Here is a 14,257-nt window from a genome sequence, read left to right on the forward strand (position 1 = left end):
TGCACTACGCGTCGCGCAGCGACTGCAGCGCCGGCCGCGCGAGCACGTGCCGCAAGCTGATCCACCCGCCCACGCCCGCGCACACCACGCCTGCGGCGATGCCCGCAGGCAAAAGCCACGGATCGAACGGAAGATAGAAGAGAAACACATGCGTGGCGAGCACCGAGCCCACTGCCTGCGCGCCGATTGCCGCCATGAGCCCCGCGAGCGCACCCACGGAAACGAATTCGGCCACCTGCACCGCGCGCACCTGGTGGTGCGATGCCCCGAGCGCGCGCAGCAGCGCCGACTCGCGCATGCGCTCGTCGCGCGTGCCCGCGAGCGCCGCGTAGAGCACCAGCACGCCGGCGGCGAGCGTGAAGAGAAAGAGGAACTGCACCGCGCCGATCACCTGCTCCAGCACACGCTCGATCTGCGCGAGAATCGGCGCGATGTCGATCGCGGTGACGTTGGGATAGCGGGCCACGAGACCGTCCACGACCTGGCGCTGCCCGGGCGGCAGGTGAAAGCTCGTGATGTACGTCGCCGGAAAATCGCGCAGCAGTTCGGGCGGCATCAGCACGAAGAAGTTGACCTTGAACGAGCCCCAGTCGAGCTTGCGCACGCTCGTCACGGGCGCCGTGACTTCCAGGCCCGTCACGTCGAACTTGAGCACGTCGCCGGGCTTCACGTTGATGAGCTTCGCGAGTCCCTGCTCGATCGATAGCTGCGGCGTGGCCGCATCGCCATACCAGGTGCCGGCCTCGATGCGATTGTCGTCGGGCAGCTTCGTCGTGTACGAGAGATTGAACTCGCGATCGACGAGCCGGCGCGCGTCCTCGCTCTTGTACGAGTCGGGATTCACGGGTTTGCCGTTGATCGAGATGAGACGCCCGCGCACCATCGGCTGGAGATCGCTGTCGGCAGCCCCGGCAATGCCATGCGAGCGCAGCCAGGCGGCCACGGCGTCGCGCTGATCGGGCTGGATGTCGATGAGGAATTCGTTGGGCGCGTCGGGCGGCGTGGACTTGCGCCAGCCTTCGACGAGGTCGTTGCGCGTCATCGCGATCAGCAACAGGCACATCAGGCCGATGGCGAGCGCCGTGATTTGCAGCGCGCTAGCGCCCGGACGCCGTTCGAGCGACGCCAGGGCATAGCGCCAACCCACGCCCGCGCGCGCCTGCCCGGAGAGGCGTCCGCTGCGCGCCACGCGCGCCGCGCACCAGAGCGCCGCGCGCGCCACGCCGGCGAACACGAGCAGCCCGATCGCGAAACCGCCCGCGACGATGCCGCCCAGCTTCAACTCCCCCGCCGCGATCACGAGCAGCCCCGCGAACAGCGCAATGCCGACGCCATAGGCCGCCCACGCGGCGCGTCCTTCGTCGCCCCACTCGCGGCGCAGCACGCGCACCGGCGGCACGCGCGTGAGCGGCAGGAGCGGCGGCAGCGCGAAGCCCAGCAGCAGCACGAGGCCCGCGGCGATGCCTTCGAGCACGGGCAACGGCCCGGGCTGCGGCAGCACGACGTCGATGAGATTACCGAGCCACGCCAGTAGCGCGAGATGACCCGCGTAGCCGAGCGCCACGCCCGCTACGCCGCCCACGAGTCCGAGCCCCGCGAACTCCAGCACGAACAGCGTGCGCAACGTGCGCTGGCTCGCGCCGAGGCAGCGCATCGCGGCGCAGGCGTCGAGATGGCGGCGCGTGTAGCGATGCGCGGCCATGGCGATCGCCACCGCCGCGAGCAACGCTGTCAGGAGCGAAACCAGCGTGAGGAAGTGGCGCGCGCGGTCGAGCGTCTGGCGCACCTGAGGCTGGCCGTCCTGGAGCGATTCGAGCGCGACGCCGCGCATCTTGCCGCCATCCACGCGCGCACGCGCCCAGGACGCGAACTGCGCGACGGCCGGATCGGCGCCCGCCACGAGCAGGCGGTAGGTCACGCGGCTGCCATAGCCGAGCAGTCCGGTCGACGCGACTTCGTCGGCGCGCATCATGAGCCGCGGCGAGAAGTTCACGAACGAAAAGCCGCGGTCGAGTTCTTTCGTGATGAGCGCATTCACGGTGAAGGTGCGTGTGCCGACCTTCACCGTGTCGCCGACATGGAGTTTGAGCGCATCGAGCAGTTCGTCGTCCACCCAGACGGTGCCGGGCGGGGGAATGCCTTGCGCCGCGTGATCGGGTGCACCCGGCGCCGCAGCGATGCGCAGCGCGCCGCGCAACGGATAATCCGCCGAGACGGCCTTGACGGCAGCAAGACGAGTGGCCGTGGCGACCGGGACGGCGGAAGCGCCCGCCGCTGCCGCAGCTTGCGGCGTCCCCGAACTCACCATGCTCGGGAAGATCGCCGTGGTCGCCGTGCGCAGCGACAGCGACTGCGCCTCGCGCGCGAACATGGGATCGACGGGGTGATCGGCGCGCACGATGAAATCGGCGGCGATCATGCGCCGGGCATCGCGCTCGAGGCCGCGCTGCAGTCGATCGGCGAGAAAACCGACGCTGGCGAGCGCCGCCACGGCCAGCACGAGCGCGAACAGCAGCATGGTGAGTTCGCCCGCGCGCCAGTCGCGCGCCGTCATGCGCGCGGCAAGATGCACGAGATCGGACCAGCCTGGTGTGGTGCGCACGGCCACCGGCGCACGCGGGCCGCCAGGACCGGCCGGGCCACCAGCCGCGCCCGGCGGCTCAGCCTGCACGAAGCCCGGGCCGCCTTCGCTGCGCGGAGGTCTGGCGTTGGAGGAAGAAGGCGCGCCGCCGCTCAATCGTGACGACCTCGCAGCGAAAGCCGCGAAACCATGTGCGTCGCCATGCCGCGAAAACCGCCCTGCACGCCGCGCCACAGGCGCGGCAGCGCCCAGGCCGCGAGCACGAGGAACGCCACGAGCATGACGAGGAAGAGCACAGGCACGAAGAGCGCGAGCAGCACGCCGACGAAGGTCATACCGTCTTCGGCGCTCGATGTGACGACATTCGACACCGGCTCAGGCGACAGATTGATCAACGCGCGCGTGCCCGCCTTGGCGAGATGCGCCGTGCCCGCGAGCGTGCCGCCCGCAAGCGCCGCGACGGTCAACAGCGCCGGATCGGCATGGCCGAGCGCACCGGCTGCGAGCACGGCCCCGGCCGGAATACGGATGAAGGTATGCACCGCGTCCCAGAGCGAATCGAACGCGGGAATCTTGTCGGCGAGGAATTCGAGGACCGTGAGCGCGGCGGCGATGCCGATCACCCACGGCGAAGCGAGCGCGGCAAGCGTGTCGGGCAGATGGATCAGGCCAAGACGTTGCAAGACGCCGGCCATCAGCACCGTGAGATAGAGACGCAGGCCGCTGCCCCAGGACAGGCCCGCTGCTAGCGAAAGTGGTTCCAGCATGGCTTGCCTCCTCGCGCGGGCGGCCGGGGCGCCGGCGCTCCACGCGCAAAGCGGGAGAGCAGGCGCTGTGCGCACACGCTCGCCGCTCATGCGGCGCGGAGGGTTATCGGGTTATGACCGTTCCATTATAGCCACGCTCGCTGCGGTGCCGCAGCGGTGTTGCGCGGCCGCGGCACAGGTCCGCATCGAGGTATGCGCAGCGAATTTAATCAGGCGGCCGAAGAAAGCTTGAGTCCGATGAGGCCGAGCACGATCAGCGCGGCGCTTGCCACGCGCGCGGCGCTCACTGCCTCGCCCATCATGAGGATGCCGAACACGAACGCGCCGACCGCGCCAATGCCCGTCCACACCGCGTAGGCGGTGCCGAGCGGCAGCTGACGCATGGCCATGGCGAGCAGGACGAAGCTGCCCAGGGCAGTGACCACGGTGAACACCGAGGGCCAGAGCCGCGTGAATCCTTCGGAAGATTTGAGACCGGCGGCCCACGCCACTTCGAGCAGGCCGGCGACGAGAAGAAGAAACCAGGACATGAGGCAGGCTCCATTTGAAAAATGGGGCCGTCCCCGATGACGTCAGAATCCGTAAGGCCGTCCTTACAGAGTTGTAATGATAGCACCGGCGCAGTGCAGGCTCGCAGTGCAGCCCTACTGCACGCCGACCAGCCGATACCCCACGCCTGTCTCCGTGATGATGTGCTCCGGTTGCGCGGGATCGCGCTCCAATTTCTGCCGCAGATGCGCCATGTAGATGCGCAGGTAATGGCTGCTCTCCACGTGCGACGGCCCCCAGACCTCGCGCAGCAGTTGCCGGTGCGTAAGCACGCGCCCCGCATCGCGCACGAGCGTGGCGAGCAGGCGGTACTCGATCGGCGTGAGATGCACGGGCGCGCCTTCGCGCGTGACCTGGCGCAAGCCCAGATCGACGTTCACGGCGCCGAAGCTCACCTGCGGCACCTCGTTCGCCCCGCCTCGGTTGCGCCGCCGTAGCTGCGCGCGAATGCGCGCGAGCAGTTCGGACACGCCGAAGGGCTTCGTGAGGTAGTCGTCGGCGCCGGCGTCGAGCGCGGCCACCTTCTCGCTTTCCTGGGTGCGCGCCGACAGAACGATCACGGGCAGATCGCTCCAGCCGCGCAGTTCGCGGATCACGTCGAGGCCGTCGGTGTCGGGCAGGCCCAGGTCGACGATCACGAGGTCGGGCTTGCGCGTGGCGGCCTCGACGAGGCCCTGCTTGCCGGTCTCGGCGTCGTGCACGACGATGCCTTCGCCCTCCAGGGTTGCGCGCACGAATCGGCGAATCTGTTTTTCGTCTTCGATGAGAACGACGGCGATGCTCGGGTCACTCATTTGCGGGTTTGGGATCGACGTTTTCTTGAGAGGCGGGCATCCGTGCGACGGATTCGCCTCTGACAGGTTCGGCGGCGCTCGCATGTTCTGCATCGCCGGCGGGCTCGAGCGGCTCGAGCGCTTCGTGTGCCTCCGGCGCATCGGTCACATCGGCGGGCAGCGGCGGCGGCGACTCCACGGGCAGCGCGAACCAGAACGTCGCGCCTTGCACATGGCCGTCGGCGGCAACGCGATTGGCTGCGCCGATTGTACCCCCGTGCGCCTCCACGATCGCGCGGCAGATGGCGAGTCCGAGCCCGATGCCGGGCTTGGCCGACTCCTTCTCGCCGCGCGTGAACTTCTCGAACACGCGCTCGCCCATGCCGGGCGGCAGACCCGGCCCGTTGTCCTCGATCGAGACGCGCACGAACGGCTGGCCGCCCTCCTCCACGCGCCGCGCCGCGATGGTGAGCGGCGTGTCGGCGGGCGTGTACTTGGCGGCGTTCTCCAGCAGGTTCGAGAAGAGCCGCTCCATCAGCACGGCGTCGAGCTGAAGCAGCGGCAAGCCTTCTTCCAGCCTCACCTGCACGGGGTGCCGCGCGAGCACGCGGCGGCAAGCGGCGAGCGCGGCGCCCACGGTTTCCTCGAGCAGCGTCCACTGACGATTGAGATTGAGGCTGCCCGCCTGCAGCCGGGCCATGTCGAGCAGGTTCGTGACGATGCCCGTCATGCGCAGCGCCTCGTCGTGAATCGCCTCGATCAGCTCGCCCGAGCGCGAGTCTTGCGCATCCTCGGGCTCGTGCGTTTGCGCGAGCATCGACGAGAAGCCGACGATCGCCGTGAGCGGCGTGCGCAGGTCGTGCGAGATGGCCGAGAGCAACGAGTTGCGCAGCCGCTCCGACTCCATGTTGACGAGCGCGTCGCGCGCGATGTCGACGTAGTGCACGCGCTCGAGCGCAAGCGCGATCTGCGCGGCGAACGCGTCGAGCATGCGCTGCTGCTCGGGCACCTGCAGCTCGCGCACGTCGCGCGTGACAACGGCGAGCACGCCGCGCGTGCGCATCGGCGCCTTGAGCGGCAGGTAGCGCGCCACAGCCGCCGGCAGCGTGTCGGTGCCGTTGCCCGCGGGCTTTTGCTGGTCGTAGACCCACTGGCCCACGTCGATGTCGAGGTTTTCGGCGTCGAGCATGATCTTCGGATCGGGCTCCTCGATCTTCTGCTGCACCTTGTCGGCGCTATCGGGCAGCAGCAGCGCCACCCGCGCGCCGAACACCTCGCTCACGTGGCGGCTGCCGATCGCCACGATCTGCTCCGTGGTCAGCGCCGCGGCCAGCTCGCGCGCCATCGCGTACATCGCGCCGGTGCGCTGTTCGCGCCGCTGTGCGACGCTCGCCTCGCGGCGCAGGCTCGACGTGAGATGGCTGATGACGAGCGAAGTGAGCAGCATGCCGACGAAGGTCAGCAGGTATTGCGTATCGGAGACCGAGAACGACATGCGCGGCGGCACGAAGAAAAAGTCGTACGCCGCGACGCTTGCAAACGAGAGCATCACGCCCGGTCCGCGCCCGAGCTTCGTCGCCGCGAAGATCACGCCGAGCAGATACAGCATCACGAGGTTCGCGAGATCGATGCGGTCGATCAGCTGGTTCGCGACGAGCGTCACGCACGCGCAGATCACGAGCGCGGCCCCGTAGGCGCGCGGCGGCGAGCGCTCGGCGCCGCCCGCCGCAAGCGCATCGCGCCAGGCGTTGGCGGCGCGCGTCGCGGCGCTGGCCGCCCCCCCGGGCTCGCTGCCCCCACGCACGGCTTCGCCCGCGCTCGCGCGCACGAGCGTGAGATCGACGTCGCCGGCTTTTTCGGCAAGGCGCTCGCCGAACGGGCGCTTCACCCAGCGTGACAAGCCCGTGCGCAGCGACCCGCCCGCCACGAGCTTCGAGACATTGCGCAGCCGCGCGTAGCCGACCAGCGTGGTCGCGGCGTCCTCGCCCGCGAGCGTCGCCGTTTCGGCGCCGAGTTCGGAGGCGAGCTTGAGCGCGCCGAGCGTGCGCTCGCGTACGGCGTCGGGCAGACGCTGGAGCTTCGGCGTCTCCACGTACACGGCGATCCAGTCGGCCTTCAGGCTCGCGGCGAGTCGCGCGGCTGCGCGCACCAGCGCGTTCGCCTCGGGCCCCGGCCCGACGCAGACGACGAGGCGCTCGCGCGCCTGCCACACATGCTGGATCGAGCGATCGGCACGATACTCGCGCATCTGCGCGTCCACGCGATCGGCGGTGCGGCGCAGCGCAAGCTCGCGCAGCGCGATCAGGTTGCCCTTGCGAAAGAAGTTGCGCACCGCGCGTTCGGCCTGCGCCGGCATGTACACCTTGCCGTCGCGCATGCGGTCGAGCAGTTCTTCGGCGGGCAGGTCGACGAGCGTGACTTCGTCGGCGCGGTCGAACACACGGTCGGGCACGGTCTCCCAGACGCGAATGCCCGTGATCTGCCCCACCACGTCGTTGAGACTTTCGAGGTGCTGCACATTGACGGTCGTGTAGACGTCGATGCCCGCGTCGAGCAGTTCGTACACGTCTTGCCAGCGCTTCATGTGGCGCGCGCCGGCCACGTTCGAGTGCGCCAGCTCGTCGACGAGCACGAGCTGCGGCTTGCGTTCGAGCGCAGCGTCGAGATCGAACTCTTCCAGCAGCCGCCCGCGGTAGGCGATACGCTGACGCGGCATCACGTCGAGGCCGGCGGTGAGCGCGGCGGTCTCGCTGCGCCCATGCGTCTCGACGATGCCGACCACCACGTCCACGCCTTCCTCGGCGCGCCGGCGGGCGGCCTGCAGCATCGCATAGGTCTTGCCGACGCCGGCTGACGCGCCGAAGAAAATCTTCAGCTTGCCGCGGCGGCGTTTTTCTTCGTCGCGCTGCAGCCGGTCGAGCAGTTCGTCGGGATCGGGGCGGTTCATGCGGAAGTCGGGATGAAATTCACGGAGGTTGCACCTGTGGCACGAATGATCGTCTCACCGTGGCACGGAAATGGCAAACCGCACGCGCGACGCGCGAGGCGTCGAGCGTGCGGCGCGGCTCGACGTTTCCGCTCAGCTAACCTCTTTGCCGTCGAGCGCAAGGTTGAGTTCGAGCACGTTCACACGCGGCTCGCCAAAGAGGCCGAACTGGCGGCCCCTCGTAAAGCGGTCCACGAGCGCCTGCACGTCGTTCGCACTCATATGGCGCGCCTGCGCCACGCGCGCCACCTGGTAGGCGGCCGCGGCCGGCGAGATCTCCGGATCGAGCCCGCTGCCCGAGGACGTCACGAGGTCGGCCGGAATGGGCTGCGAGACATCGGTGCCCGCGGCCTTGAGGGCGGCGATGCGGCCTTTGATCTCGTCGGCGAGCGCCGGGTTGGTCGGCCCGAGGTTCGAGGCGCCCGAGCCCGCCGGGTTGTACGGCATCGGCGAGGTGGCCGACAGACGGCCCCAGAAGTACTGGGGCGCGTCGAACTGCTGGCCGATGAGCGCGCTGCCCGCCACCTTGCCGTCGACTTCGACGAGACTGCCGTTGGCCTGGTGATGGAACGCGGCCTGGCCGAACGCGGTCATCACGGCCGGATACACGAGGCCGGTGATGACCGTCAGTACGGCGAAGATCACGATCAGAGGACGAAACTGCGATTTCATTTTGGCTTCCTATGTATCTATCCGTGGGCGTCTGCCTGCGCGGCTCAAACCCAGCCGAACGCGGCGAGCACCATGTCGATGAGCTTGATGCACGGGAACGGCAGGAGAATGCCGCCGAGGCCGTAGACCAGCAGATTGCGGCGCAGCAGCGTCGCGGCGCCGAGCGGCCGGTACTTCACGCCCTTGAGCGCGAGCGGAATCAGCATCACGATGATGAGCGCGTTGAAGATCACCGCCGAGAGGATCGCCGACGACGGCGACGTCAGATGCATCACGTCGAGCACGCGCAGTTGCGGATACGTCGAAGCGAACGCCGCCGGAATGATCGCGAAGTACTTCGCGACGTCGTTGGCGATCGAGAACGTCGTGAGCGAGCCGCGCGTCATGAGCATCTGCTTGCCGATCTCGACGATCTCGATGAGCTTGGTCGGGTTCGAATCGAGGTCGACCATGTTGCCCGCTTCCTTCGCGGCCTGGGTGCCCGTGTTCATCGCCACGGCCACGTCGGCCTGCGCGAGCGCCGGGGCGTCGTTGGTGCCGTCGCCCGTCATCGCCACGAGCTTGCCTTGCGCCTGATGTTCGCGGATCGTCGCGAGCTTGGTTTCAGGCGTGGCCTGCGCGAGGAAGTCGTCCACGCCCGCTTCGGCGGCGATCGCGGCGGCGGTCAGGCGGTTGTCGCCCGTCACCATCACGGTCTTGATGCCCATCTTGCGCAGTTCGGCGAAACGCTCCTTGATGCCGCCCTTCACCACGTCCTTCAGCTCGATCACACCGAGCACGCGCGCGGCGCCGTCATGCATTTCGGCCACCACGAGCGGCGTGCTGCCGCGGCGGGCCACATCGTCCACGGCGTTGTCGACTTCGCCGGGGAAACGGCCGCCATGCGCCTGAACATAGTTCTTCACAGCGTCGGCCGCGCCCTTGCGGATCTCGCGGCCGGGCATGTCCACACCGCTCATGCGCGTTTGGGCGCTGAAAGCGAGGAACGCGGCGTGCAGCGAATGCATGTCGCGCTGGCGAATGTTGAAGCGCTGCTTCGCGAGCACGACGATGCTGCGGCCTTCCGGCGTTTCGTCGGCGAGCGACGAGAGCTGCGCGGCGTCGGCGAGCACTTCTTCGGTCACGCCGGGCGCCGGCAGGAACATCGATGCCTGACGATTGCCGAGCGTGATCGTGCCGGTCTTGTCGAGCAGCAGCACGTCCACGTCGCCGGCTGCTTCCACCGCACGGCCCGAAGTCGCGATCACGTTGGCCTGCATCATGCGGCTCATGCCGGCCACGCCGATCGCCGAAAGCAGACCGCCGATGGTCGTCGGAATCAGACAGACGAGCAGCGCCACGAGCGCCGTGATCGTGACCACGTGGCCCATCTTCGCGGCCTCGACCGAGAACATCGAGAACGGCAGCAGCGTCGCGGTGGCGAGCAGCAGCACGATGCTCAGCGCGACGAGCAGGATCGTGAGCGCGATTTCGTTCGGCGTCTTCTGGCGCTTCGCGCCTTCGACCATCGCGATCATGCGATCGAGGAACGCTTCGCCCGGGTTCGCCGTGACGCGCACGACGATCCAGTCGGAGAGCACGCGCGTGCCGCCTGTCACCGAGGAAAAGTCGCCGCCCGACTCGCGGATCACCGGTGCCGATTCGCCCGTGATGGCCGATTCGTCCACCGATGCCACGCCTTCGATCACTTCGCCGTCGGCCGGGATCGTGTCGCCGGTCTCGACGAGCACCACGTCGCCGCGGCGCAGATCGGACGCCGTCATGATGCGGATCGGCGCCTTCGGATGCGGCTCGTTGAGCTTCTTGGCCATGACGTCTTTCTTGGCCTGGCGAAGCGACGCCGCCTGCGCCTTCGAGCGTCCTTCGGCGAGCGCTTCCGCGAAGTTCGCGAACAGCACCGTGAACCACAGCCAGAGCGCGACCGCGAGGATGAAACCCGCGGGCGCTTCGGCCTGGCCCACGAGCGCCGCGATCCAGAGGATCGTCGTGAGCACGCTGCCCACGTAGACGCAGAACATCACCGGGTTGCGCAACTGCGTGCGCGGATTGAGTTTTCTGAACGAGTCCACGATGGCCGGGCGCACCAGCGCCGGATCGAACATGGACCGAGTTGCACTATGCTGATTCATTTTCGTTTCGCTCATGTTGCGAAGGCCCCCGTTCAATGCACGCCCGTCATGATCAGATGCTCGACGCCGGGACCGAGGGCGAGCGCGGGCACATAGGTGAGCGCACCGACCAGCAGCACCGTGCCGAGCAACAGCACGACGAAGAGCGGGCCATGAGTGGGCAGCGTGCCGCCCGTCACAGCAATGCGCTTCTTGCTCGCGAGCGAACCCGCGATGGCGAGCACCGGAATGATGGTGCCGAAGCGGCCGAACCACATGGCAATGGCGAGCAGCCAGTTATAGAACGGCGTGTTCACGGTCAGGCCTGCGAACGCGCTGCCGTTGTTGTTGGCTGCCGAGCTGAACGCGTACAGGATCTCGGAGAAGCCATGCGCACCCGGATTGGCGATACCGGCCTTGCCCGCGTCGGAGAGCACGGCGATCGAGGTGCCGAGCAGCACGAGCAGCGGCGTGAGCAGCACGACGATCGAGACCATCTTCATCTCGAACGACTCGATCTTCTTGCCGACATATTCCGGCGTGCGGCCGATCATGAGCCCCGCCACGAACACCGCGAGCAGCGCGAACACGAGCATGCCGTAGAGACCCGAACCGACACCGCCGAAGATCACCTCGCCGAGCTGGATAAAGAGCAGCGGAACGAGACCGCCGAGCGGCGTGAGCGAGTCGTGCGCCGCGTTCACGGCGCCGCACGAAGCCGCCGTGGTCGCGACCACGAAGATGCCCGTTTGCGCGATGCCAAAGCGCGTTTCCTTGCCTTCCATGTTGCCGCCGGCTTGCAGCGCGCTGGCGTGCTGGTCGACGTTGAGCGTCGTGAACATCGGATTGCCCGACTGCTCGGCGGACAGCACGCCGCCCACGGCCACGGCGAACGCCACCGTCATCACCGCGAGCACCGCGACGCCCTGCCTGCGATCGCCCACCATATTGCCGAACACGAGGCACAGCGCGGCCGGAATGATCAGAATCGCCAACATTTCGATGACGTTCGAGGCCGGCGTGGGGTTCTCGTACGGATGCGCCGAGTTCGCGTTGAAGAAGCCGCCGCCGTTGGTGCCGAGCATCTTGATCGCGACCTGCGAGGCGACCGGACCCATGGCGAGCGTCTGCGACGTGACCTTCGTGTCCACCGTCTCGGGATTGCCCTTCGCGTCCTTCACCGGGTTGCCCTGGGCGTCGAGCTTCGGCGCGGCGTAGGTCGTGGTTTGCAGCACCGGCACGTCCTGATACGCCTTGAAGTTCTGGATCATGCCCTGGCTCATCAGGAGCCCAGCAATGATCGCCGACATCGGCACGAGGATGTAGAGCGTCGTGCGCGTGAGGTCGACCCAGAAGTTGCCGATGGTCTGTACCGAGTGGCGTGCAAAGCCGCGGATCAGCGCGATCACGACCACGATGCCCGTCGCCGCCGACAGGAAGTTCTGCACGGTGAGGCCGAGCATCTGCGTGAGATAGCTCACCGTTTGCTCGGGCGTGTAGTCCTGCCAGTTGGTATTGGTGACGAAACTCACGGCCGTGTTGAACGCGCCGTCCACCGTCATCGCGCCGAATTGCTGCGGATTGCCGGGCAGCCAGCCCTGAATGCGCAGCAGCACATAGAGAAAGCCCACGCCCAGCACGTTGAACGAGATGGTGGCGAGCGCATAGCGCTTCCAGTTCATCTCGGCCTGCGGATCGACGCCGGCGATGCGATAGAGGAAGTTTTCGAGCGGCGCGAAGAGCTGCACGATGCGCGAGCGTCCGTCGAGAACGCGCGTCATGTAACCCGATACGGGCACCGCGAGCGCGAGCAGAATGACGAGGAAAATCCCCGCCTGGAGCAGATTGTTGGCGTTCATTCGATATCCTCCGCGCGCAGCAGCGCATGGACGAGATAAACGAACAGCAACAGTGTTGCCGCCCCCGATAGCCAGAAGATCCAGGTCATGGGCGCACCCCCTTCGCACCTTGATCGCGGCGGTACTGCATGAGCTTCTCGCAGCCCGCGATCAACGCGTATGTGAGCGCGGCGAAAACCACCAGCCCCCCGATATACAGCACATCCATTGTCGTGTTCTCCATTCGCGGATGACGGATGGCTGAAAGTTACCCGCTGCGGCATTAAATCCGGATCAAAGGTTTTGGCGCTCGTATAAAAAGCGCGTAAACGCGGGCGCGATCACGGGCCGGGGCACAAAGAAAAAAGGCGCGCAACGTTGGAGTTGCGCGCCTTTTGGGGCTCCATGGCGGAGTCAGGAAACGTAAAGGTCGAATCAATGCGCCGGCGCCGGAGCATGTCCCATGCGGCGCAGCAGTGCATCAATGGTCATGTCACGGAATCAGCACGGTCGAACCGGTAGTCTTGCGCGCTTCGAGACCGGCGTGGGCCTGCCCGACGTCCTTGAGCGCGTAGCGCTGGTTGATCGACGTCTTGACCTTGCCCGAGGACACCACGTCGAACAGTTCGGCGGCCATCGCCTCGTAGTCGGCGCGCTTCGCGATATACGTGAAGAGCGTCGGGCGCGTGAAGAAGAGCGAGCCGCGCCCGGCGAACTCCGACGAATCGAGCGGCGGCAGCGGCCCCGATGCATTGCCGAAGCTCACGAACATGCCGAGCGGCGCAAGACAGTCGAGCGACTTCGTGTAGGTGTCCTTGCCGATCGAGTCGTACACCACGGGCACACCCGCACCGTTCGTGATCTCACGCACGCGCGCCGTGAAGTCCTCGCGCGTGTAGACGATCGGATGATCGCAGCCGTGCGCCTTCGCAATCGCGGCCTTCTCGTCCGAGCCCACGGTGCCGATCACGGTCGCGCCCAGCGCCTTCGCCCACTGGCACACGAGCAGGCCCACGCCGCCCGCCGCAGCCTGGATGAGGATGGTGTCGCCAGCCTTCACGCGATACGTGCGACGCAGCAGGTATTGCGCGGTGAGGCCCTGCAGCATGATCGAGGCCGCCGCTTCGTCGCTGATCGCGTCGGGCAGCTTGATCACCTGGTCGGCACGCAGCACGCGCTCCTGGGCATAGGCACCCGGCGGACGCGCGACGTAAGCCACGCGATCGCCCACTTTCATCGCGCTCACGCCACTGCCCACCGCCGTCACCTCGCCGGCCGCTTCCATGCCGAGGCCTGCCGGCAGCGGCTGCGGGTACAGCCCGGTGCGGAAATACACGTCGATGTAATTGAGGCCGCAGGCGGTCTGGCGCAAGCGCACCTCGCCCTCGCCCGGCTCGCCCACGTCGACATCGACCCACTTCATCACTTCGGGGCCACCGGTCTTGTCGTATCGGATTGCCTTGGTCATCACGTCTCCTTGGTGTTGTCCTGGCGGGTTTCCTGAAATCGGGCTCCGCGGCGCGCGCGTCAGACCGCGTTCTTCTGGCGCAGCGTGAGTACGTCGAGCAGCATGCGCGCCGTCGAGATGTTGGTTGCGCACGGCACGTCGTGCACGTCGCATGCGCGCACGAGCGCGTTGATGTCGGGTTCGTGCGGCTGCGGGGTCATCGGGTCGCGCAGGAAGATCACAATGTCGACGTTGCCTTCCGCGAGCCGCGCGCCGATCTGCAGGTCGCCGCCGTGCGGGCCCGAGAGCATGCGCTCGACGTTCACGCCCGTCGCGGCCTCGATGCGCGAGCCGGTCGTGCCGGTCGCAACGATCTCGCAGTGACGCAGCGTATCGACGTATTCGGTCGCCAGCTTGACGATGTCATCCTTCTTGTGGTCGTGCGCGATCAGTGCGACGCGGGTTGGCATGGCGTAACTCTCCTTGACGTGTGGTTTGCGTGCGTAATTGTCGTGATGCGTGTCGTGATGCGGCGC

At 67.5% G+C, this 14,257-nt stretch carries 12 protein-coding genes; all 12 read right to left on the reverse strand.

Going from position 1 to position 14,257, the window contains the following annotated elements; genetic code table 11:
• Positions 1-4 precede the first annotated feature (4 nt).
• On the reverse strand, positions 5-2,554 hold the full coding sequence (locus BFD71_RS15935) for an ABC transporter permease (RefSeq protein ID WP_069265492.1): 2,550 nt from the start codon (positions 2,552-2,554) through the stop codon (positions 5-7).
• Positions 2,555-2,733: 179 nt separating this feature from the next.
• Positions 2,734-3,348, reverse strand: a complete 615-nt coding sequence (locus BFD71_RS15940) for a DUF4126 domain-containing protein (protein ID WP_069265300.1) — start codon at positions 3,346-3,348, stop codon at positions 2,734-2,736.
• A gap of 209 nt (positions 3,349-3,557) precedes the next feature.
• Positions 3,558-3,878 (reverse strand): quaternary ammonium compound efflux SMR transporter SugE, encoded by a 321-nt coding sequence (sugE, locus tag BFD71_RS15945; RefSeq protein ID WP_069265301.1) that lies wholly within the window; start codon positions 3,876-3,878, stop codon positions 3,558-3,560.
• A 114-nt stretch (positions 3,879-3,992) separates the two neighbouring features.
• Positions 3,993-4,691 (reverse strand): two-component system response regulator KdpE, encoded by a 699-nt coding sequence (gene kdpE / locus BFD71_RS15950; protein ID WP_069265302.1) that lies wholly within the window; start codon positions 4,689-4,691, stop codon positions 3,993-3,995.
• Positions 4,684-7,617 carry a sensor histidine kinase gene (locus tag BFD71_RS15955; protein ID WP_083245295.1) on the reverse strand — a complete coding sequence of 978 codons (2,934 nt, stop codon included), beginning with the start codon at positions 7,615-7,617 and terminating at the stop codon, positions 4,684-4,686. Before BFD71_RS15955 ends, kdpE begins: the two co-directional genes overlap by 8 nt.
• Before the next feature lie 132 nt (positions 7,618-7,749).
• Positions 7,750-8,328, reverse strand: a complete 579-nt coding sequence (kdpC, locus tag BFD71_RS15960; RefSeq protein WP_069265303.1) for a potassium-transporting ATPase subunit KdpC — start codon at positions 8,326-8,328, stop codon at positions 7,750-7,752.
• A gap of 44 nt (positions 8,329-8,372) precedes the next feature.
• The gene (gene kdpB, locus BFD71_RS15965; protein ID WP_069265493.1) at positions 8,373-10,457 is read right to left on the reverse strand and encodes a potassium-transporting ATPase subunit KdpB; all 2,085 of its coding nucleotides are present in this window, start codon (positions 10,455-10,457) and stop codon (positions 8,373-8,375) included.
• A 32-nt stretch (positions 10,458-10,489) separates the two neighbouring features.
• Positions 10,490-12,295, reverse strand: coding sequence for a potassium-transporting ATPase subunit KdpA (kdpA, locus tag BFD71_RS15970; protein WP_069265304.1), 1,806 nt, complete (start codon positions 12,293-12,295; stop codon positions 10,490-10,492).
• On the reverse strand, positions 12,292-12,384 hold the full coding sequence (kdpF, locus tag BFD71_RS15975) for a K(+)-transporting ATPase subunit F (RefSeq protein ID WP_027819619.1): 93 nt from the start codon (positions 12,382-12,384) through the stop codon (positions 12,292-12,294). Before kdpF ends, kdpA begins: the two co-directional genes overlap by 4 nt.
• Positions 12,381-12,503 carry a potassium ABC transporter ATPase gene (locus tag BFD71_RS15980; RefSeq protein WP_069265305.1) on the reverse strand — a complete coding sequence of 41 codons (123 nt, stop codon included), beginning with the start codon at positions 12,501-12,503 and terminating at the stop codon, positions 12,381-12,383. Before BFD71_RS15980 ends, kdpF begins: the two co-directional genes overlap by 4 nt.
• A gap of 264 nt (positions 12,504-12,767) precedes the next feature.
• Positions 12,768-13,742 carry a quinone oxidoreductase family protein gene (locus tag BFD71_RS15985; RefSeq protein ID WP_069265306.1) on the reverse strand — a complete coding sequence of 325 codons (975 nt, stop codon included), beginning with the start codon at positions 13,740-13,742 and terminating at the stop codon, positions 12,768-12,770.
• A gap of 59 nt (positions 13,743-13,801) precedes the next feature.
• Entirely contained in the window at positions 13,802-14,191 is a 390-nt protein-coding gene (locus BFD71_RS15990) for a methylglyoxal synthase (RefSeq protein WP_069265494.1), read from the reverse strand.
• Between the last annotated feature and the right edge of the window lie 66 nt (positions 14,192-14,257).

It is taken from the genome of Paraburkholderia nodosa, from assembly GCF_001718195.1.
In the GTDB taxonomy this organism is placed as follows: domain Bacteria; phylum Pseudomonadota; class Gammaproteobacteria; order Burkholderiales; family Burkholderiaceae; genus Paraburkholderia; species Paraburkholderia nodosa_A.